Annotated in this window: 22 protein-coding genes; 3 read left to right on the forward strand and 19 right to left on the reverse strand. The window is 37.7% G+C overall.

Annotated elements, in window-relative coordinates:
• Nucleotides 1–137 precede the first annotated feature (137 nt).
• From HND50_18695 to HND50_18705, 3 genes are all read left to right on the forward strand, one after another.
• Nucleotides 138–1,274 carry a helix-turn-helix transcriptional regulator gene (locus tag HND50_18695; protein ID NOG47277.1) on the forward strand — a complete coding sequence of 379 codons (1,137 nt, stop codon included), beginning with the start codon at nucleotides 138–140 and terminating at the stop codon, nucleotides 1,272–1,274.
• A 289-nt stretch (nucleotides 1,275–1,563) separates the two neighbouring features.
• Complete coding sequence (locus tag HND50_18700; protein ID NOG47278.1) at nucleotides 1,564–2,373, forward strand: CPBP family intramembrane metalloprotease domain-containing protein; 810 nt, start codon at nucleotides 1,564–1,566, stop codon at nucleotides 2,371–2,373.
• A gap of 22 nt (nucleotides 2,374–2,395) precedes the next feature.
• Entirely contained in the window at nucleotides 2,396–4,732 is a 2,337-nt protein-coding gene (locus HND50_18705) for a TonB-dependent receptor (GenBank protein NOG47279.1), read from the forward strand.
• A 137-nt stretch (nucleotides 4,733–4,869) separates the two neighbouring features.
• Here the strand turns inward: HND50_18705 and HND50_18710 are convergent, their stop codons facing one another.
• The 19 genes from HND50_18710 to HND50_18800 all read right to left on the reverse strand — a co-directional run bounded on the left by HND50_18710 (nucleotide 4,870) and on the right by HND50_18800 (nucleotide 24,421).
• Nucleotides 4,870–5,757, reverse strand: a complete 888-nt coding sequence (locus HND50_18710; protein ID NOG47280.1) for an alpha/beta fold hydrolase — start codon at nucleotides 5,755–5,757, stop codon at nucleotides 4,870–4,872.
• A 299-nt stretch (nucleotides 5,758–6,056) separates the two neighbouring features.
• Nucleotides 6,057–6,809 carry a hypothetical protein gene (locus tag HND50_18715; protein NOG47281.1) on the reverse strand — a complete coding sequence of 251 codons (753 nt, stop codon included), beginning with the start codon at nucleotides 6,807–6,809 and terminating at the stop codon, nucleotides 6,057–6,059.
• Nucleotides 6,810–6,819: 10 nt separating this feature from the next.
• Nucleotides 6,820–7,731 carry a hypothetical protein gene (locus HND50_18720; protein ID NOG47282.1) on the reverse strand — a complete coding sequence of 304 codons (912 nt, stop codon included), beginning with the start codon at nucleotides 7,729–7,731 and terminating at the stop codon, nucleotides 6,820–6,822.
• 22 nt (nucleotides 7,732–7,753) lie between these two features.
• The gene (locus HND50_18725; GenBank protein ID NOG47283.1) at nucleotides 7,754–8,929 is read right to left on the reverse strand and encodes a hypothetical protein; all 1,176 of its coding nucleotides are present in this window, start codon (nucleotides 8,927–8,929) and stop codon (nucleotides 7,754–7,756) included.
• A 101-nt stretch (nucleotides 8,930–9,030) separates the two neighbouring features.
• Nucleotides 9,031–10,194, reverse strand: coding sequence for a hypothetical protein (locus HND50_18730; protein NOG47284.1), 1,164 nt, complete (start codon nucleotides 10,192–10,194; stop codon nucleotides 9,031–9,033).
• Nucleotides 10,195–10,207: 13 nt separating this feature from the next.
• Nucleotides 10,208–11,038 carry an LPP20 family lipoprotein gene (locus tag HND50_18735; GenBank protein ID NOG47285.1) on the reverse strand — a complete coding sequence of 277 codons (831 nt, stop codon included), beginning with the start codon at nucleotides 11,036–11,038 and terminating at the stop codon, nucleotides 10,208–10,210.
• Nucleotides 11,039–11,323: 285 nt separating this feature from the next.
• Nucleotides 11,324–12,562 carry a M20 family metallo-hydrolase gene (locus tag HND50_18740; protein NOG47286.1) on the reverse strand — a complete coding sequence of 413 codons (1,239 nt, stop codon included), beginning with the start codon at nucleotides 12,560–12,562 and terminating at the stop codon, nucleotides 11,324–11,326.
• Nucleotides 12,563–12,585: 23 nt separating this feature from the next.
• Nucleotides 12,586–13,755: an HD domain-containing protein gene (locus HND50_18745; GenBank protein ID NOG47287.1), complete on the reverse strand. Its 1,170-nt coding sequence runs from the start codon at nucleotides 13,753–13,755 to the stop codon at nucleotides 12,586–12,588.
• Nucleotides 13,756–13,764: 9 nt separating this feature from the next.
• Nucleotides 13,765–14,631 (reverse strand): diacylglycerol kinase family lipid kinase, encoded by an 867-nt coding sequence (locus HND50_18750; GenBank protein NOG47288.1) that lies wholly within the window; start codon nucleotides 14,629–14,631, stop codon nucleotides 13,765–13,767.
• A gap of 80 nt (nucleotides 14,632–14,711) precedes the next feature.
• The gene (locus tag HND50_18755; GenBank protein NOG47289.1) at nucleotides 14,712–15,341 is read right to left on the reverse strand and encodes an energy transducer TonB; all 630 of its coding nucleotides are present in this window, start codon (nucleotides 15,339–15,341) and stop codon (nucleotides 14,712–14,714) included.
• Entirely contained in the window at nucleotides 15,342–15,758 is a 417-nt protein-coding gene (locus HND50_18760; protein ID NOG47290.1) for a biopolymer transporter ExbD, read from the reverse strand.
• A gap of 14 nt (nucleotides 15,759–15,772) precedes the next feature.
• The gene (locus tag HND50_18765) at nucleotides 15,773–16,180 is read right to left on the reverse strand and encodes a biopolymer transporter ExbD (protein NOG47291.1); all 408 of its coding nucleotides are present in this window, start codon (nucleotides 16,178–16,180) and stop codon (nucleotides 15,773–15,775) included.
• Nucleotides 16,181–16,198: 18 nt separating this feature from the next.
• Complete coding sequence (locus HND50_18770; GenBank protein NOG47292.1) at nucleotides 16,199–16,813, reverse strand: MotA/TolQ/ExbB proton channel family protein; 615 nt, start codon at nucleotides 16,811–16,813, stop codon at nucleotides 16,199–16,201.
• Between the two features lie 112 nt (nucleotides 16,814–16,925).
• Complete coding sequence (locus tag HND50_18775) at nucleotides 16,926–18,554, reverse strand: S41 family peptidase (protein ID NOG47293.1); 1,629 nt, start codon at nucleotides 18,552–18,554, stop codon at nucleotides 16,926–16,928.
• 1 nt (nucleotide 18,555) lies between these two features.
• Nucleotides 18,556–20,685: a DUF1926 domain-containing protein gene (locus tag HND50_18780; protein NOG47294.1), complete on the reverse strand. Its 2,130-nt coding sequence runs from the start codon at nucleotides 20,683–20,685 to the stop codon at nucleotides 18,556–18,558.
• A 158-nt stretch (nucleotides 20,686–20,843) separates the two neighbouring features.
• Nucleotides 20,844–21,761 carry a hypothetical protein gene (locus HND50_18785; GenBank protein ID NOG47295.1) on the reverse strand — a complete coding sequence of 306 codons (918 nt, stop codon included), beginning with the start codon at nucleotides 21,759–21,761 and terminating at the stop codon, nucleotides 20,844–20,846.
• Between the two features lie 92 nt (nucleotides 21,762–21,853).
• Nucleotides 21,854–23,089, reverse strand: coding sequence for an MFS transporter (locus tag HND50_18790; GenBank protein ID NOG47296.1), 1,236 nt, complete (start codon nucleotides 23,087–23,089; stop codon nucleotides 21,854–21,856).
• Between the two features lie 197 nt (nucleotides 23,090–23,286).
• Nucleotides 23,287–23,871, reverse strand: coding sequence for a gliding-motility protein MglA (locus HND50_18795; protein ID NOG47297.1), 585 nt, complete (start codon nucleotides 23,869–23,871; stop codon nucleotides 23,287–23,289).
• Between the two features lie 37 nt (nucleotides 23,872–23,908).
• Entirely contained in the window at nucleotides 23,909–24,421 is a 513-nt protein-coding gene (locus HND50_18800; GenBank protein ID NOG47298.1) for a hypothetical protein, read from the reverse strand.
• Nucleotides 24,422–24,435 lie beyond the last annotated feature (14 nt).

Here is a 24,435-nt window from a genome sequence, read left to right on the forward strand (position 1 = left end):
GTGAACTAAGTCAAGGCAAAATATTTCACCGGTAATAAAACCCGCTGTTACTTTGGCTTAATTATTCCATTGAAATTGAATGAAGTACATTTTAATGATACATTAGCAGCAATCCTTCAAACCCAAATAAAACACCCATGGATACGATTTTTACAATTGGTATTTTTTTATCCTTTTTCCTGGCCATATTGCTGGTCACCAAAAAAAGTAAAAACCTGGCAGACACAATCCTGGGCATATGGTTGTTTATAATCGCCATTCACTTGCTGGGTTACTTTATATACACACTTGGCTTTTGGGATAAGTATCCGCACCTGGTTGGCACAACGCTGCCCTTTCCTTTGCTGCATGGCCCGATGCTTTATCTTTACACGCTCTACTCTTTGCGCAATGAAAACAAATTAAGAAGGCTGGATTACCTGCATTTTACCCCGGCGCTTCTTTGTTATTTATACATGCTCCCTTTTTATTTCACTTATACCGAAGAGCAAAAGGTTTTGGTGGATAACGGTCTGTTGGATTACTCTGCCCTATTTTCAACGGTGGTGTTAATAAGTTTTTTTGTATCGGGGTTGGCCTATCCAATTATTTCCTACCATGTGTTGGGCAAACACAAAAAACTGATTGATGATAATTTTTCCTATGACAACTGCATTAGCCTGGATTGGCTGAAATACAGCATTTGGGGCATTGGCGCGGTTTATGTGAGTGCGGTGGTTATCTCAATTTTGCGCGAAGGCCTTGGCATGCAATTTACTTTTAATGCCGATTATATTTTTTACTTGATCATAATTTTATTTGTTTTTTGCATTGGCTTTTTTGGAATTCGCCAACAAAACCTGTTTTCAGAAAATGGCATTAATAAAAAAGCACAACTCGTTCAGGAAAAGCAGGGCGCTGATTATAAAAAGTCCGGCTTAAAATCTGAGGTTGCCAAAGAGGTCCATCAACGCTTAACAAAATTAATGACGGAGCAAAAGTTTTATACCAATCCCAAACTTACACTGAATGAACTCGCCCAAAGTGTGGAAGTCTCGCCCAATCATCTGTCACAAATAATCAATCAATACGAAGAAGTAAACTTTCATGATTTTGTAAATCGCTATCGCGTGGAAGAGTTTATAAAAAATGCTTCGGCCCACAAAGAGATCACCATTTTGTCACACGCACTGGATGCCGGCTTCAATTCGAAATCATCATTTAACAGTGTATTTAAAAAACACCGTGGTCTTACTCCTTCAACCTTCATCGATCAGCTGGCAAAAAAAACTTAACCACTGAGGGCGCAGAGAGCACAGAGGTTTGAACTTTTTCTAGGAAATAATTCTATCAATGTATTCTTTAGACGTAATTTAATCTGTGAAAATCTGTGAGTATCCGTGGCCGGTTTTTTTTCTTCAAAAAAAATAACTTTGTTCTATCTATCGAAAACACTGCAAATAAAGGTCTGCACCTGTAGGCCTGCACCTACACTTTAGTCCAATCTTACCCGCCTGGGCGAATGCTCCCCGGTTTGGCCTTACTATCTGCCCGAACATTTTAAACCAAACAGGAGGAGCCATTATGATTGTTCAAAAATATAAACAGCCTTTACTTTTTTACTTGTTAGCAACCTTTGTTCCATGGGCACTGTGGCTAATCGCAGCCGCAATAAGCCATTCAGATATAAGCAGTTCTTCTGCCTTACAAAGCCTATTTGCTTTTGCCGGACTTATGGCGCCGCTTGTAATTGCCTTTTCTATAATTCATCAGGATAAGGATTTATTAAATGATTTTTGGGGACGGTTTTTAAACTTCAAAGAAGTCAAGTTTAGATACCTGTTCGCAGCCTTTTTTCTAATACTGATCAGTATCCTGCTTGCCCAGGCTGTCTCTCTGCTTTTTGGATATAGTGCCGACCAATTTCAATTGGCAGAATCTTTTTCATTTACATCCGGCATATTCCCGGTCTGGTTTCTTTTAATTGCTGCACCCCTTATAGAAGAATTAGCCTGGCATTCTTACGGCACGGACTGCCTGCGTTCACGCTTTAGTCTTTTTACAACCTCGGTTATCTTTGCAATTTATTGGGGCATCTGGCATATGCCGCTTTCACTTATTAAAGATTACTATCACAGCAATCTTGTGGAAACGGGCATTTTATATTCTTTGAATTTCCTCGTTAGCTTGATCCCTTTTGTGCTAATCATGAACTGGCTTTACTACAAATCCAATCGAAATATCACCATCACCATTATTTTTCACATTACCGCAGGCTATTTCAACGAGATTTTTTGCACCGATCCAATGAGCAAAGTAATACAAACAGTATTGCTTCTGCTTTTCTCGATCTATCTGATCCTAAATGACAAGAAATTTTTCTTTAAAAAATAACAAATTATCAGGAGCTAATATCATGAAAAACTTAATAATATTTTTACTCGCAATATTCATTTTAACATCAGCTTCATTTTCACAAACAGTTACAACCTCAGTACGGGGCAAAGTTTTTGATAAAGTTACCCGGGAACCATTAGTCTACGCCAACATCATGGTTTTAAAATCAGATCCACCGATCGGCGCAGCAACGGATTTAGATGGAAATTTTGTAATTAACAATGTTCCGGTTGGCAGGCACAGTATTGAAGTAATGATGATGGGTTATGAAATCCGTTTATTTAAAGAAATTTTGATAAGCACGGGAAAACAAACTTTCCTCAATATAGGGATGGAACAGACTACTTTGGAATCGGAAGAAATTATCGTACGGGTCAACAAAGATGTTGCACTCAATACGATGACCACGGTAAGCAGCAGGCAGTTCACTGTGGAAGAAACACAACGTTATGCCGGCGGCATGGATGACCCTGCGCGATTGGCTTCTTCATTTGCCGGAGTTGCCACGCCATCGGTAAGCAGCAATGGAATTTCGGTACGGGGCAATAATCCTGAAGGGCTGTTGTGGCGCATTGAAGGCGTAGAGGTTCCAAACCCAAACCACTTTGCAGATTTAACTGTTGTTGGCGGCGGGTTACTCACTGCAGTAAGCAACCAGATGATGGGCAACAGTGATTTTTACACAGGTGCTTTTCCTGCAGAATATGGAAATGCCACATCCGGTGTTTTTGATATCAATTTGAATACAGGGAATACCGAGCAGCGCGAATACACATTTCAGGCAGGCGTACTTGGTATTGATTTTGCCGCGCAAGGTCCATTCAAAAAAGGTGGGAATGCATCTTATTTAATGAACTATCGCTATTCGACTATGGGGCTTGTAGCGCCTCTTTTACCTGACGATACGGGTATTTTGAAATATCAGGATTTGGCATTCAAAACAATTTTTCCAACCGCCAATTCAGGGACATTTTCATTCTGGGGTGTTGGCGCACATGATGGGCAGGAAATGGTAGCTGCAGATAGCGCCGATTGGGAATCTGCTTTTGATAAGGATGACTCGCAAACTTCCATGTATATGTACGCCACAGGATTGACGCACAAATTGCCGTTAAGCTCAAGCGCATTTTTGGCAACGACATTATCGGCCACAGGAAACGGTTTATCATTTAAAGAACAGCGTATGGATCATGATTTGAAATTGCACCCACAATCAAACGCCAATACCGATACATGGCGCTATACAATTCAATCAAATCTTAGCACGCGTTTGAACAAAACGCACAGCAACCAAACCGGTTTTAGTTACAGCCATCTGGGATATGGGCTTGATATAGAGCAGGCAGGAAATGATTATGAAAAACCAATTTCGGTAGTAGATCAATCAGGAAATTCCGGTTTATTTCAATTTTACAGCCAATCCCAGTTTAACTTATCACAAGGTTTATCACTTAATCTTGGTTTAAATTCATCATACTTTTTACTAAACGATAATTATTCACTTGAACCACGCGCAGGTTTGAAATACGATTTTAATGATAAACATAACCTGGCAATTGCATATGGCTTGCATAGCCGGATCGAACGCCTACCGATTTATTTTGTTAATAAAAATGGTCAGACACCAAACAAAAATCTGGATCTGTTAAAATCGTCGCATTATGTGCTTTCTTATAATGTCAAGCTCAACAGCAACACCCGGCTTTGTGTTGAACCGTACTATCAACATTTATCCAACATACCCGTTTCACCCGATAGCTATATCTCAACTATCAACATGCAGAATGATATCTTCTTTGATGAACGTCTGGTTAGCAAAGGCTCCGGCAGAAATCTTGGTCTCGATTTGACACTTGAGCGTTTTTTGCATGACGGTTATTATTATCTCGCCACAGCTTCTCTTTTTGATTCAAAATATAAAGATGCGGCAGGTGTTACCCGCAATACACGCTATAATAAAAATTATGTTTTCAATTTGCTGGCCGGGAAAGAATGGGTAATTGGTGATAATAAAAATAATATTCTTAGTGCAAATGTGCGGTTGAATTACATGGGCGGAATCCGCAGGGAACCGATTGATGAATTTGCATCTTTGCAGGATAAAGATATTGTTTATGGTGAGACCAATGTTCGAAAGGCTTTTAGTAAAAGATTTGATGATACACCGATCTTTTCCTTTACTGTTTCTTATCGCAAAAACATGCCCGGCTATTCATCGGTTTGGGCTTTGCAAATTTTAAACGCCACCGGCACCAAAGAGTTTTCAAATAATTTTTACAATATAAAAACAGGAAAAACAGAAACAAGCTATGAAGGAATAATGGTGCCAAGCCTTAGCTATAAAATTGAATTCTAAGATTTTATTGACCTTTGCATAATTCATAACAGAAATAAAGAAGCCCATATTTTGAAACAATATGGGCTTTTAAAAAAAACATTTCTCAATGATACAACAAAAATCAAGGCTTTCTTTTGTCTTGTAACCTAAAGCTCTTATTGGGCAATCTTATTATTTAACCATTCAATTATTGCCATTGCCACTTCTTTTCTATAAGTCTTAAATGAATGATCATCCTGAAATACAATAATTTCTGTTTTTTTTGCCTTTGAATTAATAAGTGCTCTATATAAAGGTAAAATATGATGGTCGATTGTTACATTAACATCATTCCATCCTCCAATAAGCAAAATATTTTTTTGTGCAAGTAAGGAAGCACTTTGTCTTAAATCAAGAGTTGGATCAATCTTCTCTATTCCTATTTTTAAAACCTCTTTTGGAGTTGCGCCTTTTGCTAATTTTACAGGCCCTGAAGGAGTTGCCAGGCTGGAGAAGATATTATCGATCATTTGTTTAAAGTTTTGATTACGTTCGTACTCTCTCATAAATTCACCATGATCGGTCCCAGCGATAGAGAAAATAGTTTTAACCTCTGGATGGTTAGAAGCATAAGTCAATGCCATACCACCGCCATAGCTATAACCGCCTAAATAGATTCGAGACGTATCAATTTTGTAAGTTTGTATATTTTGTGGTTTATGAATAAAGTCATACACTGCCTTAATATCTTTTTGAGTATTTTCAAAACTATTTAATCCTTCGCTCTTATAGGTTCCACTATAGTTAAAAGTCAAAACATTAAAACCAGCATTTGAGAGCATTCTCCCAATTCCTAGTACATCTGTTTCATTACCGGGAAATCCATGTAGCAATATAACTGCAGGGAAGTCTCCTTTACCTTCTGGTTGAAAGAAATTCCCTCTAAGTTTTATATCATTACGAGAAATTGTAATTGCTATTGAAGTTGATGCAAAACTTTTCGTTACAGAAAAAACTAATAAAAACAGCAAAACAGTTTTAAAAAGCACTGAAAACATCTTCATAATATACTCCGGTTTCTTTGAAAAATTCCAGGTGTTAATATGACGATAAAAGTGGTTGAAACACAGTGGACATCTCTGACATGAAACCAAAAAAAAGGTAAAATATATTCTTTTGTTTCAAGTCATTTTTTTGGTATGACGCAATAATATTACACGAATATTAGAATTTTTTAGACTCTGGAAATAAATCATATAGCAAATGTTCACTTAATTTACAATAGGATATTATTTTCCTGAAACAAAAAAAGCCCACGCGAGAACAGAATATGGGCTTTAAAAAAATCTATCGAATTTAAAAACTATTTTATCAGTTTATCTCTTTCCATATTCCACTTAACCCAGCTGCTCTGTGCATCAGCCGCCAAATCAAAATCAGATTTCTGAAAGCTGCCATCAGGTTTAATAATAATTTGCTGTTGGGCTTTTACAATTTCCACCCATTCATCCAGGCTTACAACGCTTGGCCCTTTTACAACCGATGGCCCCTGAACGCGTTGCGGCGCCCCCGGCTTTTGCCCTTGAGTTCCGGCACCCGGCGCCCAAGATGGCGGCCCTACATTTACACTGCCTTCATACACCAAAACTTTCGACGATTTGTCATCCATCGTGTCCATGCGGTATACCGTTCCACGAACAGCCACAACTGCTGATGGTCCGCGCAAAAACCAGTTATCCGATGAGCTCGCAAGTTTTTTGATATTTGCCCACAAACGGCCAATGGATAATGATGACTCAACCTTTTTTTCTTTTTTGGTAATCTGTGCTTTTTCGATCGTATAAATACTTTGCTGATCAATCCGCACAATACTTCCATCTGTATATTTTATTTCGCAGCGTGCTTGTTTTTCCGTTTTAATTTTATCACCTGTAAACAGCTTTTGGTTAAACCCGGCCTTCTGCATGCGCTTCTTGCCCTTTTTCAAAACCAGAACATTCCCCAATGGAAAGCTGATTTTTGCAACCGGTTGTGCGGCATCCCAAAAACTATAAGCACTTATTGCAATGCTTATTAACATCAGACTTATAAATAAACCAGCTATTTTCAACTTCATAAAAACTCCGTTATTTTACGCGGATCAAATCTCCGGTGGCAAAATTAGCACCGCTTTTTACGATTGCTTTGCACGCTTTCCCGCCAGCTACATCACTAACAACTTCAAGACTACCAATTTTCATTTCTTCAGAACCAAGGGAAATACCCGTATCAGGATCAATAAGTTCCTCGCCTGGTCTGTAAACGTAAAATTTCATTCCGGGTTCAACACCGGCAACAGAACCGGGCTTCATAAAAACTGTTCCGTCTGCATTTGCTTTGATCACTTTTCCTTGCCAGGGCAAATTTTTCATGCCGTCGGTTATAACCTCAACACATTTTTCTACAGACTCACGCGCTGCTTTACCAAGAATTGTTTTGTCCCAGGTTGAGGAATTTCTAAAATTGATACCCGTGACGCCAACATTGTCCAGGCTTTTTGAACTCTCCTCACCTTCAGCTGTGCTGGCCGAAATAATTTCTCCGGTGGATGTATTAACCAAACGAATATCAACAACTGAGCGTGCAGTTTCGCTGGAAACGCCAAGATTAAATCCGCTAAGAGCACTTAAGCCCCCGCCAATTTTATCTTTCTTTGTTCCAAACTCACTCACACTTCCTGTTATGATCAACTCAACACCTAAAAGCTTGCCAACCTTTGCAGCCGATTGTGGTGTTACCGCGCCGCTCATTCCCAGGCCTTGTTCAGCCATTATTTTGTCAAGCTCGTTTCTTTCTATCACGATAAATTTTTTACTCTCAACAAGTGAGGTCACCAACATATCCGCCATACCGCTACCGATATTATGGCCATAACGCGCTTTATCTGTAAAAGACACAACCGCAACACGCTTTTTCAGGCCTGCAAGGTCACCGCTAAAAAGTGCCGGGGCTAAAAACAAAATAATCAATATAAGATTTAATAAATTATACTTTTTCATTTTAATCACCATTGTTGATGAATTATTTACTTTCTTCTTCCGCAGGGACAATACGGGCCGTAAGCTTATTTTGAGTAACACCGGTAATTTCAAGATCGATGCCTTCAATATTTTTTGCGGAAAGTTCACTGGCCACTGTTTCAGCTTTTTGGGTTATTTCGATATCAAACAAAGCACTGCCCGCCCCAAAACTACGCTGGTAAATATTTTTTACGCCGCGCACATAATAAGGCAAACTATTTTTGATAGTATTTAACTGATCAAAGCTGGTAATATTTGTAACCTGGAACTGGATTTGTCTTTGCTCGTATTGATTTTTACGAAACTTTTCAATCACCTTATTTTTTAAATCTTCAGCAGATTTTTTTGCCGCTTTTTCCATGGCCATGCTGCCACCGGTCATTTCATCAATATGGGCCATAACCCCGCGTGAAGTTGAGGTTGCAATTACCATTGCATCGTCTGCACGTACAACCCTAAGGTTCATATTAGCACTATTGGTTTTCATCCCGGAAGAACGCATCATTGGCAATTGTGTAACTGTTGTTTTTGCATTACCAATAATTAAAATCTCAGCACCATTTTGTTTGGCTATTGCTGCACCGGCTCCGGCATCTCCGGATAAAGCAGCCATCAGGGCATCCTGTTTAACATTGGCTTTAGCCGTTGCCGCATCTACAAAAGGAAAACCATATTCCATCATCGAATTCATCAAAGCCGTTTCAGCAGTGTTCATTGCTGTTGAATAATGCCACTGACTCTTGCCAAAATTTTCCTCTTTGATCAGCACCATCGTTCTCGGCATTCCTTCGCGTCTCAAAGTTGTGATTATACCTTCGATGTCATTCTTCAAATCACTGGTTTTCACAATTGCACGAACGGTAACTTCAAGTGAATTATCAACTCTTTTATTCGTGGATATAACTTCATAGCTTTGAACATAACCTGTTGTTTTGGTATAGATTTTGTCTTCAAGCAGCATAAAGTTTTCTGTTACAGTTCTAGAGTCAATGATTGTACCAACAACCTGTTCAACAGCTTTTCTTAGTGCATCGTTGGTACCATCCTCTTTAGCCTTAACCATATCACCGGCTAAAATTGCTCCGAATCCGGTTGCTGTTACAGTTTTTGCATCCTGACCAACTGCAAAAAGAGCCAGGAGCAAAATCATTAAAAAAGTTTTAAATTGAATATTCATTTTTAGGCCATTTTGTTAATTAGATCGCGTTTGATCAAAGCAGCCTTCGAAATTTTATAAAAACCCCGAAGGCTTTTCGTTTGTTTTGTTAATCGTATTGATTAGAATTTTGCTTTTAAATTACGGATAATATTTAATGATTGCGCACCAGAAACTACAGCCAGTGGTTTGAATGTTCCGTCATCCATTCCTGTCATAATACCGCGAGTTGAAACAACCATTATGGCATTAAAAACGGGTGATGTATTAAGAACATCGGCAAATGGAGTTGCATCACCAAAATGTTTTGAAGCAATCGAACGGTCATCGTAAGCTTTAACCATAAACTCCTGAATAAGCATGGCCAATTCAGCACGGTTTACTGTTTGATCCGGACGAAAACTTGCATCTGGATAAACACTCATTATGCCTTTTTGCAAAGCTTTGTCAATGTAGGATTTTGCCCAATGCGTACTTGGGACGTCATTTACTGAACCATGAACTGAAGATGGAATATCTTTTTTGCCCATTGTTTTTGATCCCGGAGCAGAAAACTTAACTGCTTGTTTTGCAGGGGATTTTCTAAAAATTTTATCGAGAGGAAGCTCTGTAACAAAAAGAACCGCCACATCGGAACGTGTAATTTCTTTTTGAGTAGCAATTTTTCTTAATTCAGGAGATTGCCCGGCAACTGCTGCCTGATATTCTGCAAGTTCTTTTATTGCCAAGCCTGCACGAGTATCTGTATTGTCGATATCAAGAATTCTCTGGAAAGATGTCTGGGCTTTTATATATTTGCCCCATCTTTTGTAAGAAGTTCCCATCCAATAATAAGCATCTTTTTTGACACCCTTTTTGTCCTTAACGGATTTGGCACCCTGAACATCATCAATAGCATCCTCAAATTCATCAATGGCATCCTCGTATTTTTCTCTGGCCATTAGTAAACGTCCCTGGGCAACTACGGCTGGAATCCAATCACTGTCACGATCCAAAGACTCATCGATCAACTTTTCTGCTTTTTTCAATTTGCCATTTTCCAGGGCAACAATTGCCAGGCCTTCATAAGCCGGTGCAAAGTTATCTTTTAAACCTTTGGCAAGATTGAATTCACGCTCCGCATTTGTCAAATCATTACTATTTAAAAATTTTAAACCCTGAGTATAATGATACTCTGGTGTATCCAAAACTGATTCGGCTTTTCTTTCCTTTGGCCCGGCACATTGAAGTGTAAAAAATGCAGCCGCAAAAACAAGGACAAAGCTTTTTAAAAGAGTGGTTTTCATATTAAATCTCCGGTTAGTCCAAAATAAACATTACTTTACACTGTTCCATGAAATTAAGGTTTTTTGCAGCTGCCTGAATATTTGCGGCATCTGCATTGGAAATGACGACATCGGTGCCATTTGTACCAACAACCTTTAATGCTTTTACAACTGCAGCATTATCTTTTACACGCTCATTGCTTTTAGCACGATTAATATCTTTCTCATATCCAACCACACCAATCTGAACAGCATATTCCCTGCTCACATATCCGGTACCATAAACCTCGTTTCCATTTTCATCAAGAATTTTCGGGGCCATAGCAGGATGCAATTGTAAACCACGTGCGTCAATAATCAGGCCTGTAAAAACAGAATTTGTAAATGAAGGTTGAGGGTTCATGTTATAGCTAAGATTTCCTGGTGTTTGGCCACCAACTTGCTGCGGCAAAATAGCATCCAGCAAAATCCCACTTAAGGGGATTTCAACATCAACCTCAACACTGCCATCACTTAAATATCGGGTATCTACAGATTTGAAATTGCGGACAACACCTGAAACGCGTGTTTCAATTACGTCATTCTCAATCATTGCATTACGAACGGTTGTTTCAGATGTAAGCGTCATCCCTTTTACAGTTTCCAACAACTGGCGTAAAGCATCTAATTTTGCAACCCGAATTGCTCCGGCACGTTGTGCAGCAAAGGGAACTTTGGGGTCAGGTGCTCCAATACCGGTGGCTCTTAAAACCTGGTCTTGCCAGTTTACACTACCTGCATTTGCTATTTGTTGGTTTAATTGTGCGTTTAAATTACTTGCAATGAGAATAAAAATTGCAGTAAAAATAAGCCGAGACAGAGTCATATCTCCTCCCTGGGTTTATAGTCTGAAATTATTTTCGATAGGTCATTTGTGATAGGCAATTAAGCCATAAGAAAATTATTTTCCTGTGATTGTAGTCACCTTAGTTTTAGATTTGTAAAATTAAAACCATGTGTTAGAACTTTGAAGATTACATCATCGGGCGAAAGATAAAACCTGAACCTGCAACCTCTTGTATAGATGCTGTAATTCTACTTCTCATTTAGTTTCGCCAATAGGTACAAAATAAGATAAATATTCATTGATCAACTGTCAATTTAATAAATATTACCTGGAATTCTGTAAACAAACATGTGATAACACTTTTGCATCATTAATAATATTAGAAATAACAGCATATTCATTTGGTTGGTGTGCCATATCATCAATTGTTGCCCATACTGCTGCTTCTAGCCCATGCCGACGGAATATGGCCGCAACAGTACCACCACCAATTCCACTTGGTACTGCATCAACATTATAAACTTCTTTAATAGCCTTTTTTAATGATTTGACAACATCAGACTCTACTGACGTAGCCGGAGCTGCCTGGTCTTTCATTTCAGCGGATACTTCAATTTTTACATTATGTTTTGATTCAATTGTATTACAAATATTGTTGATCTCTTTAAGAACATCATCAAGGTTATAGCGTGGAAGAACCCGGCAGTCCATATAAAAAATATCTTCCCCGGGCAAAGTATTAATGTTGGGAACATTTGCAGTTTTTTTTGTTGGGACAAAGGTACTGATAGGCGGATCGAAAACCTCATTGTTGCCATCAAATATTTTATGCAATCTATCCAGGGCCACAACCAAATTGCTGGATGCAGTAAAAGCATTTACTCCTTTATCCGGAAGAGAAGCATGTGCCTGAACGCCACTTGTTTTGAACTTTACCCACAAAATAGATTTTTCGGCCACTTCAATCATCGAACTATCCGGCTCTCCGGCATCAGGAACAATTATTAAGTCCGATTCTGAAAACAAACTCAGATGGTTTTCCATCATAAAACTTAAACCATATTTACTGGAAGTCTCTTCATCCGCAACAAACATTAATGCAACATCATTTTTTGGGACAATCCCTTGCTCAAAAAAAGATTTTGCCATAATCAGGGCACTTACAATTGCCTGATTGTTGTCTTCTGTACCACGGCCAAAAATCTTCCCATCTTTAACCGTTGCCTCAAATGGATTTGAATCCCATTTTGACAAATCACCCTCCGGGACAACATCCAAATGAGCCATAATCCAGACAGTCTGTGATCGGTCTTCTCCGGGAATTCTTGCTATCAAGTTTGGGCGTAAACCACCGCTTACATTTGGATCAGCAGCCGGATATTCCTCTATTTCAGTAAAACCAATTGTTTTACAATAATCGTGCAAAAACTCTGCCTTCTCCAATTCCCCTTTACCATCATTTAAAGGGCCGATGGCCTTGAAAGAAACAAGGTTTTTCATCAATTGGATAAGCTCGGATCTTTGCATTTCTATTGAATCAGATATTTTATTAAATGGGGCCATTATAATTACCAAAAATTAAATAACTAATTTGAATCGAACTTTGTAAGTTCCGGTAAAATATGATCACTTAAAACGTGGGTAAAGTATCGGTCAGTCATCCCGGCAATAAAATCTCGCACAATAATCTCCGGGCGATTTGCAGAAACATATTTATCTTTTTTAGAGTTGAGGAAATGAACAAAAATTTCATTTTCTTTGTCTTTCTCCTTAAGCGCATGGAGATAAAACTCATATAAAATTTTAAAACCCCGTTTTATTTTTGTGTGATTAATTTTCAGTTGCTCGCTCTTATAAATCTTTGCATAATTGAACTTTTTTAAATGAAATAGCGCCTCTGATATTTTACCACTAAATGCTACAAAATTTTTGTTATAACTTTGTGTCACAACATCATTAACCAGCGTTTCTATAATTTGGCCGTTGCTGTTTCCAAGAACCTTTGTCGCATCCTCTGGTAAATCTTCACGTGTAATTAATCCAATCCTGATAGCATCTTCAATATCTTGCCCAATGTATGCTATCGTATCGGTAATCCTTACCACACAACCTTCCAAGGTCCCGGGTTTTGTATCAATTATATTACCATTTTCCATAATTTTTATATAATCTGCAATATCTTTTTCAGATTTGTGTTTGTCCGGTTCAAGGCTTTGATCATTTACTTCACCATTATGCGAGATAATACCGTCACGTGTTTGGAATGAAAGGTTTAGACCTAATCCCTTATTGGCAATTTTATCAACAGAACGAAGGCTTTGAATATTATGATGGAAGAAACCCATTCCATATTTTTGGCTTACCTCACTTAAAAAAACTTCTCCGTCATGCCCAAACGGCGGATGTCCCAAATCATGTCCCAGGGCAATGGCATCTATTAAGTCAGTATTTAGAGAAAGAAATCGACCAATAGTTTTAGCAATTTGTGCAACGCTAATTGTGTGCAAACTGCGGCTGGTTAATTGTTCATCCAACAAGGAAGCAAAATAAACAACCTGGGTTTTTCCGGTATAACGCCTAAAAGCACCAGAGTACATTATTCTGTCTCTGTCAATCGCAAATGGAGGACGTATCCTTTCTTCTTTTTCAATCTTCTTGCGATGTGCCAGAGAATTACTTGTAGCAAAGCCAGAAAATGTGTTCTCTTCTTTTTTTGCGACACCGGCGGCTATTTCATTTAAGTTAATTTTCGACATAAAACAAAGTTATACTGTAATAACATTTAATGAGTGAGGGATTATTTCTACAGATACTTTTTTCTCGGCAAGATGAGGCTCACCATCAGTATGAAAAACAAATTCTTCAGTATCGCTTATTATTTCCACACTTTTTGTTTTATAATTGGAGTAACTGCTAATTTCACTAATCCTGCCATTAAACATTTTAGGTAGACTAATCAAACCTTTAATAACTGACATTTTATCAAACATACATACATCTAAATATCCGTCCTGTATATCTGCTTGGGGGGCAATTTTAGCTCCATTTCCAAATTCAGTAGCGTTGGCTATTGTAATAACCAAAGGAGCAACCTCTTGATTTACATCGGGGCTTTTTACAGTATAAGCAGGATATGAATATTTCATGTATTCTGAAAAACCTATAAAAAAATATGGTAATGCTCCACGCACTTTTCTTTTTTGAAATTGACTTGCAACTTGTGCATCAAACCCGATACCTGCGACTGCAAAAAAAGGTAAACCATTTATTGTGCCTGTATCGATAGTTTTAATTTTCCTGTTAAAAATAGTCTTAAGGGCATTTTCCGGTTTTAATGGTAAACCTAAAGATCGGGCAAAACCATTTCCGCTGCCCATTGGAACAAGCCCGAAGTTAGAGGCGCTTCCTACTAATTGGCTGGCAACCTCATTCATTGTGCCATCACCGCCTATTGCGATAATATTTTGGCATTTTTCTTTAACCGCTTCTTTGGCAATTTGAGATGCATGGCCTGCGTATTCAGTAACCTTTATTTCATACGATGAGGAAAATATTTTTTCAATCAGGGAAAAAAGATATGATTTATTTTTAATTGATCCGGAGTGTGGGTTTATAATAAAAATATTATTCATTATAATATTTAAGCGGATACTACAATTTGAACGGAGATAATGTAAAATAAAAAAGTCCCGATTTATCGGGACTTTTAAGTCTAATTTTTAAGTCTGAAATCGAAAGGAATAGACATTTTAACGCGAACAAATTTATCTCTTTGTTTAGCCGGTTTAAATGTACATTTCTTTGCCGCTGCAATCGCTGCTTCATCAAGCATTGGTACTGATTTTAGTATTTTTGCATCTAAAACATCACCTTTTTTAGAAATAGTAACCATTACAGTTACACGTCCTTCAATTCCGGCCCTGCGTGCAAGGTCTGGGTATTTTGGTGTTTCTTTATGTTTTAGTACAGGTTTATCAGATACTGCAAAAAACTCAAAAACCTCATCTTCCTCAGGTGGAGGTGGTGGTGCTTCAAACGCATCACTCAAATCAATTTCTGTTTCCTCAATTGTCACATCATCAAGCAAATCTTCATCCTCAGATTCTACAGGAATTGAAGGACGTGACGGTGGAGGTGGTTTTTGAAGCTGCTGAGTCGGCGGGATTTCAATACTCTCTATGACCAGTTTTGGCTGTTCAGGTAAAGTTATCTCCCCTTCATATTTCTGGAAAGAATAAAACAAGAGAGTCACAATTAAAAGACCCGCTGCTGTAGACAACTCTAATGTTTTTTGATACTTCAGCCTTAAATCAGCTTCAGGTTCTTTTTGAATCATCTTCATCTATAGTTCTCCTGGTCTTGCTGAATAACTAATATTTAAAGCATTTCCTTTACGTAACTCTGAATGAACTTCATTTACCAATCCCATTTGAGCCCGTTCGTCACCCTTTAACACAACCACTAATTGGGGATCATTGACTCTTAACTGGTAAGCCAGGTTACGTAAGTTTTTGACATCCTGAACATTTATATCATTTATCATGATATTCCGTTCTTCATCAACCCAGATGGTTGCGATATGTCTTTTCGAAACATCAAGCTTTTCAATTTTTTGTGCATCTGGCACTCTTACCTTCAAACCAGAATAGGTTTTCATCACTGTAACCGTCATAAAAAAGATCAACAGCATAAAAATAATATCAGGCATTGAGGCTGTAGGGATTGTCAGCTTTATTTTTGTTTTCTTTTTAAATTCCATTAGTCGTCCCCAGGTTATTCTTCATCTGGCTCAGCCAATGAAATCCTTTTTGCATCTGCCCTTTTAAGTTGATCCAAAACTTTGATATATACATCGTATTCGGATTCTTTGTGGGTTTTTAGGGATACAATCAACAAAGGATTTTCAAATAACTTATCTTGAATAATGCCTTGAATCTCTCGGACTTCAATAATCTCATTATCAAGCATGGCCTGGCCACCGGCATTAATAAACAAATTCGCGATATTCTTTTTTGGGATTTTCACTTCTGTATCACCTGGAGGAGGCAGTACTAAATCCAACCCCTTTTCAGTATCAATAGATGTAGTAACCAAGAAGAATATCAGCAAGAGAAAAACTATATCAGCCAATGATGCTGACGGAATTTCTACATCTTTTTCTTTTTTCTTGCCAAGTATCATAGTTCAAGCCTAATAATTTTAATTTTTATGATCTAAATCGACTAAAGCATCCATTAACTCTACAGAACTTTCTTCCATATCAAGGATAAGTTTATCAATCCTGGATGTGAAGAAATTGTAGAATACCTGGATAATCATCGCCACAACCAAACCAAACAATGTTGTTAACAACGCCTGAGAGATACCGCCCGCTACAATCGCCGGTGAAATATCATTCTTTGTTTCGATTTGCTGGAAGGCTGTTACCATACCTTGTACTGTTCCTGTAAAGCCAACCATTGGTGCCAATACAATAACAGTTGATAAGACAACCATACCACGCTCTAAAAACGCCATCTCAATAGAACCAGCATTTGAAATTGACTTCTCAACACTATCCAGCCCTTTGTCAGCACGTGAAAGACCGGCGTGAAGAATTGATGCTACAGGACCAGGTGTCTTCTCACACTCTGCCGCCGCACCTTCAATACCGCCATCTTGCAATGCAGAATGAAGACGAGCCAAAAATTTACGTGTATTTACAGAAGCACGTGTTAAAGTTATTATCCGTTCAATTGAAAAACCAAGACCAACTAAAAGTAACGCTAAAATTGGCCACATGAAGATTCCGCCTTTGTTAAAAAGCTCGACCAAACCATCCATACTATTAACTCCTATATATTTTAGTTTAAATGAAAATAAATTATTCTTAAGGTGAGTGAGCTATGAGCTTTGTTTTTGAGTATACCATTTTAGCAATTTAAAGTCAATCAATTTTTGATTCTATCTTAACCAATTGATTCTGAATTGCACGTGCTTTTGGAAACGATTTCAACGCTGTTTCAAATTGATTATCGTGCTCCAAGATCACTCTGTAAAACTCATTTTGAGACCAGATACTTCTGGCGATCTCTGCTTTAAGCCTGTTTTTTAAAAAAGGAATATCGGCATTCCAAACTTCACTGTCAAAATTGATTTCCTTTTGCTTTGCCACTTTTTGCAATTCCCTAAATAATTTGTCTGAAACTTCAAATTTTTCAAAAAAGTATTCTCGGTTATCTTTAATATTTTTATGGCTGTTCGCATAATGAGAAGCTACTTCAAAAAAGATTCTTTTTTCTAACAACTTCTGTGTTAGTTTTGGAGAGTTTGTATAGCCCGAATCTGCAACTACTATGTCCGGTTTAATACCACCACCACCAAACACTTCCCTTCCTTTTGATGTATGATAAACCATTAAGGAATCTTGTACTTCACTATTTTGGATTGAATCTTTTCCAACATGGGCTAGGGAGTAATAATCATTAATTGATTTGTTTTCGTACGGTTTTTGAATTAAACGCCCGCTTGGTGTGTAATACTTAGAAACTGTTAAGCGTAATCTGCTTTCATCGTTTAAAACAAACTCATTTTGGACAAGGCCCTTTCCAAAACTGCGTGTCCCAACTATTACACCACGATCATAATCCTGGATTGCACCGGCCACAATTTCTGATGCGCTGGCCGATGAATGGTTAATCATAACAACCAACGGAAAATCTCTGTCAATTGATTTTCCATAATCATCTGTAAAGTGCTCGTCAGTTACTTTTTGAAAGCGCCCTTTTGTGAAAACAACTTTCTTTCGTCCGGAAATAAATTTCCCAACAATTTTAACTGCCTGCCATAAATAACCGCCACCATTATATCTCAAATCCAGCACAAGCTGTTTCATGCCTTTTTTCTCAAGCTTTATCAAAGCGCTTTCAAGCTCATCTGCGGTTGTGTTTGCAAAACGGTTAACCCAAACATAGCCGGTAGAATCGTTGGCCATAAAATGTGTATTTATTGTATAAATCGGGATTTCATCGCGGGTTATTTCAAATTTCAGATTATCATCAAATCCTTCTCTTTGAATTGCAACTTCTACAACAGAGTTTTTTGGCCCTTTTAATTTTTTTGGAACTTCAGCATTCGAAATCCCAAAAGCAGATTCACCATCGATTTCCACAATAATATCACCGGCAAAAATACCAACTTTCTCAGATGGAGAGCCAGGAATAACAGTTATTACGTTTATAAAACCTTCAATGACGTCATACTGAATTCCAATCCCCTGGTATTTTCCTTCAAAGCTTTCATCATTACTTTCTCCCTGTACCGGATCAAAATAAACTGAATGCGGATCCAGAGAATTCAACATGCCTTCTATTGCGCCGGAAATCGCTTTATCCCAATCAACATTGCCTACATAGTGTGTCTCGGTCAGGGTAATTATTTCCTCAAGTTTGTCAAAATCCATCTGTTCGGATGAAGAAAAATCGGCAACAAAAAATTTGAGTAGCGGTTGTTTAAAAATAACCCCCAACAAAAGTGCAATAATAAACCAGCTAAAATAGAGGTTTCTGTTTTTCATATTAGAATGAGCTCACTTTTTGGTTTAATGAAAATTTTACTTCCTTATCCAACTCAATATCAAATGTCATAAGGACACAAGAACTCTGGTATACTTTTTCAAAACCCGCTTCCGATAGTGAAATTGTTTCTACCGGTAAACGCCAAATAGAGTCTGTTTGTTCTGAGCTTAAATTAACATCAATTTTCATATACTCGTCTTTTAAACCCAAAAATTTATTTCCATCCATCCTACCGACAGAATCCAGGTAAGAATTTTCAGGCCTTCCATCTTTTGTGTAATAATACCTATCATGTGCATGCCCAGCCTGAAGACCGTAGTTAAACTCGACAGCAAATTTAAAACTTATCTTTTCTTCTGAAAGATTGGTCAGTTTATACTGTGCCTCAATAAATTCATTGTCCTTTGAAACAGCAATACTTTTTGTAATTTTTATAGGATGTGATTGACCATTTTGAAATATTTGCCCTTCTTTTGAAAGAATAATATTTACAGAATCGGGCGACACTTTGCTTTCTACGAGTGAATAAATACCATTTACAAAATCGCCTTGCTCCTCATATTCATTTTTTAAAAAATGTTGCGGTTGAACATCATGGTTCAAAATGTGATCAACAAATGATTTACGTTCATACGAATCATACACAAGATATTTCTCCAAGCCGGGTTCTTTTGCTATAACAAGATCATGAATACTGGCAGTTGAATCACCACTATCCTCTTCTCCGGCCACTTTGGCATGATGCAGTTTTTCATGATAACCTTCTTCACGCCGTGTCATAGTATCAAGCAGGTTTTTGTCTGATGCTTTAAAATCATATTCAAACATTGCTCCACCGGCAGATGGTTTAAAATAAGCATTGTGCACAGCTGTCTCAATCAAGATTTCATCGCTGCCATCCATATCAAAATCAACAACTTCAAGTTCTTTCAAACTCTCAGGCATTTTCTCGGCTAATATCTTTTCTGCTTTTATCAGGTTGCTGTAAATAGCATGACGAAGATGAGCCAAATACAATCCGCCAAAAACCCCGTGCCAATAAGGGCAATTACATTGACCGGCCCACAACGCATCATTTGCGAGCTCCAACCCTGAGACATCTTCCGCTTGCGACAGTTTTTCACTTACACGAAGCATTTTTTTGTGCATCACATTTATTTCAGGATACTTAATCATAAAATTACGCCAGAACCCACCGCGCACAAACAATCCTACATCATCATACATATTTTTATCTTGCAGATAATGCTCAAAATTCTCGTATTCCTTAAATGTTTTTGTAAACAAAGACCAGTGCATCATTTCAGAGTAGGAGGCTGTTGGAAGATAAATATTTGATTTCGGCTTAACCTGTTCCATCACCTCATCAAACGTGACCATCTCAATCCAATCGAGATTGTTCTCCAGTACAGTAAAAAAATTATCCAGCCAGCCATTTTCATAAACATGCTTATAGGTATCTGGCCAAACTCCGAATTTTTCACCATCATCGGCAAAAACCATAACTCGGTCACCCTCTTCGGTGGCCATTTTGCCAAGTAAATCAATCGTTGCCTGCGGGTCTTGAAATGGAATTGTATAACGGAGATATTTACTGATTGGAAACACTGACACTTTTTTACCCAGATCTTCGGAAACAAAATATCCATCAAGATCTTCATCTTTTAAACCGGAGTATAGAAAATGTGTATCATCGATTACGGAATACTTTATATCGGCATCATGCATGGTTCCGGGCAAAGTTGGTTCCCAAACACGTTCAGCAAGCCACATTCCGCTTGCGTCGTAATCAAATAATTCTTTAACTCGATTAGTTAGTTTTTTTATTTGGCCAATACGATCTTTTTCCGGGATAACAGAAATGATCGGTTCGTAATAACCGCCACTCATAATTTCCAACTGCCCATTATCCCGAAGTTTTTTTACAAGCGTCAATAATTCAGGGCGATTTTCTTCCAGCCAGTCCAGCAAAATCCCGGTAAAATGTATTGAAATTCTGATTTTAGGATGTCTTTCTAGAACCTGCAGAAAAGGTAAATATGATTTTTGATAAGCTTCTTCAAAAACGAAATCAAAATTTCCAATGGGTTGATGGTTATGAATTCCGAAAACAAATTTAATCTTTTTCATATCTGACTGTCTTTCTAAATATTAAAGCAATGTAGCTAAAATGTGTGTAAAGTAACTGTGTTTAAATTATAAAATTGTTTCATCATTTGGCCTCGTAAAGAATCTTGAGACCATAAACTCAGATTAACAATTGGATCATTTATTTTGATAAAACTTTTTTATTCTTCCTCGTTTTCTTCCGGCCAGGATAGGACTGTTTTTTTATTTTTTATTCGCATTCGGATAACTGCGGCTAAAAATAATACAACAAGCAAAACCCAAACTAAATCCGGCACATTTAATAAAACCATCCACTTATATTGCTCATCAATAAAAGCATACCAGCCAACTTCAAAATCAATAAAATCACGACCGGTAGATTTTTTAAATGCGCCATTTAGTGATTCTCTTTTTTCTAATAGATCAAGTATCTCCAATAATGCTCTGTCATCATATTCACGAATAAAATAATCGACAGCCGAGCGTGCCAGCGCATAACCTAAACGCGCCTGGTTGGATGAAAAAACAAACATCGAATCCAGAGCAGCAAGATTTTTTAGTCTATCGCTATATAAAGCATTGGCGATTAAAACCTGCTCATCGGCGGTTAAGTTTTCGTTGCTCAACCATTGGGCAATTCCTTCATGCAGCCAGGTTGGAACATTGGTGTTGGAATATTGAATCCCAAGATAAATATGTACCAGCTCGTGTAAAAAAACCTGGGGCAAACGATTTATTTCGTCAGCATTTGCCACCCGGATAATAATGATCTTTTTATTTACAAAAGCAATGGCCTGCGCCCACTCGGGAAAGCCATCTGCAGAGTAAGACTGAAACTCAGCATCACTCTTTGTAAGATAAATATGGATTTCGCTTTTTGGTTTTATGCCAAAGAAATTTTCAATCCCTTTTACCCGCTCACCTGTTTTTTTAATCAGCTTTTCAACAAGTGCCAAATCTGCCGGATTATGATAAATTTTGTACGTATCACCAAAGTTATAAACTCCTTTTTCAGCCAGCGCAAAACCTTGCATCAATAAAAAAAACAGAACGGCAAAGATAGGGATTTTAACAGATTGTGACAAAAAAATTTTCATGAAAATATTCAACACAATTTCAGTTTAATTGGCGGGCTGAAAATACATAAAAGGGGGCTAATAAAAAAGCCTAACCGAGAAATAGAATGGCATCAAACAGAAGCTTCGGTTTTAACCCGCTGGAGAATTAAAAAGCCGATCAAAAAGAAGAAAGTAATAACTGCCACACCGGCACGTTGGGTATTAAAAATTTCGGTGAGCAGACCAAAAAGAAAAGGTCCTGCAAAAGTGGTGGCTTTACCGGAGAAAGCAAAAAAACCAAAGAACTCATTTTCCTTATCTTTAGGTGTTAAACGCCCCATTAAAGAGCGGCTGGATGCCTGGTTTGGCCCTGCAAAAATCCCAACGATAATTCCTGCAATCCAAAAGATAGTTTTATCTGGGGCAAAAACCGCTAACAGGCTGGCAACAATTAAACCTAAATTACTAATCTGGATGGTTTTTTTACTGCCAATACGGTCATCAAAAAAACCAAACAAAAAGGCACCTAATCCTGAAGCAACATTTAATACAATCCCAAAAACAATAATCTCTGAAAAATCAAATCCGAAAGTACCGGATGCATAAATACCACCAAAGGCAAAAATGGTTATCAGGCCATCATTATAAAAAATACGTGCCAGTAAAAAATAGAGTATCTGTTTATATCCGGAGATTTGAATCAACGTACTGCGTAGCTCAAACACACTGGATTTCAGCAAGTTTAAAAAGGGAATATTGCTTTTTGTCTTTGGTCCTTTAATCCACAAAAACAAAGGAATACTAAAAATAAAAAACCAAACAGCAACAAGAAGATTTGATGCCCTGATATTTTCGCCTGCCTCTTTTGAAAATCCTAGCATGGGAACTTCCGGGTTAACCAAACCAACTAAAGCCAATACCAGGCAGAGTAACCCACCGAGATAACCAAGAGCCCAGCCGTAACCAGAAATACGTCCAATTTTGCCAGGTGGGGAAATTTCCGGTAAGTAAGCATTGTAAAAAACCATCCCCATTTCAAAAGAGAAATTAGCGATGATAAACCAGGTTAGAGCCTTTGCTATTTCACCGGGTAAAGCACCAAAAAGAAAAGCCGTAGCAACAATGGATATAAGAGTTGAAAGAACTAAAAATTTCTTTCTTAAAGATCCCTGATCGGCCATGGCACCGAAAAAAGGGGAAAAAATTGCAACGAGAAGGGCGGAAATTGTAACCCCGCGCGACCAAAGTAGAGTTCCTTCAATCTCATTTGCTGCAATAGATTTTGTAAAATAAGTAGCATAAATGAAGGTTACAACCAGCGTTGTAAATGCAGAGTTGGCAAAATCATACAAAGTCCACGCAAAAATGGCTTTTGTAGATTTATTATGATTGGATCGAGTTGTCGTTTTAATGGAAAGTACTCCATATTTCTATGGAAGAAAATCTATGAGTTATTGGTCGAATTATAATATTGCTATAAACTAAGTATCCCCGCATATATTTGATACACGGGGAATTTTAAAACTAACTATTAATAAATTATCAGCGTATGAAAAACAAGTAATTACAGCTGGCTTTGAACATGTTGAACAACCAGATTGATTGTTCCTTTTAATGTATTAAAAACACCATCACCCTTAACAGCCACTCCTTCAAAATGAGGAACATTAAAAAAGTTTAACTTCTTTTGAAGTGTTTCCACAGAATCTGCGCCAGGGAGGTCACGTTTATTATACTGAATTACCCATGGAAAATTTTCAAGAGTGTGTCCGTCTGCTTTAAGATTGCTCTCAAGATCCAATAAAGTTTCAATATTTGCTTCCATCCTATGTGGTTGTGAATCAGCAACAAATACAATCCCATCTACACCATTTAAAATAACTTTACGGCTGGATGCGTAATAAACCTGTCCGGGGACTGTATAAAGATTAAATTTTGGTTTTTTACCTTTGATACGCCCAACTTCAATCTGCATAAAATCGAAGAAAATTGTTCTGTCTTCTTTAGTTTTAAGTGAAACCAGCTCGCCAGCTAAAGAAGGGTCAAGTTTGGAATGGATGTATTCCAGGTTTGTAGTCTTTCCGCTCATCCCTGGTCCGTAATACACAATTTTTAGATTTATTTCTTGTAAAGCCCAATTTATAAACATTTATCCGCCTCATTTTTGTAACAGGTACAATACAATATTATTTAAAAGTATCATCTAAAGCATCACCAAGTAAACTACTGAAATCCGAATCAATAATTTGATCATCTTCCGGCCCACTATCTGCCTCATCTTCAAGGATACTGGCTAAATCTTCGATGGCTTTTTTGGTATATATCCGAATAAGCCCAAGAGTTACACTTACGTCAAATACTACTACCAGGAAAAAGTTATCACCAACATTGGAAAGATAAACATTCCTTTTTTCCCCTTCATGAAAAAGCAGTTTAAATTTCGCTTCTTCACCAACCAGTTTTGCCATCTCCGATGTTGCTGCAAAATCACTGGCTGCTAAAGCAGATAATACTGTAGTATTCATATTTTCAGTATTACCACGCTGGCTAATCAACTGCCCGCTCATATCAGCAAAAAGAATTGCAGATGCTTTTGTTTTTGTGGCCAATTCTGACAATATTTTGGTTATGCCATCGTATTGGTTGCCATTCAAGATAACCTGGCGGCTGCCATCCTTCAATTTTCTTGTTTGTACCATACACTACCTCATTT

The organism is Calditrichota bacterium (genome assembly GCA_013112635.1).
Lineage (GTDB): Bacteria > Calditrichota > Calditrichia > Calditrichales > J004 > JABFGF01.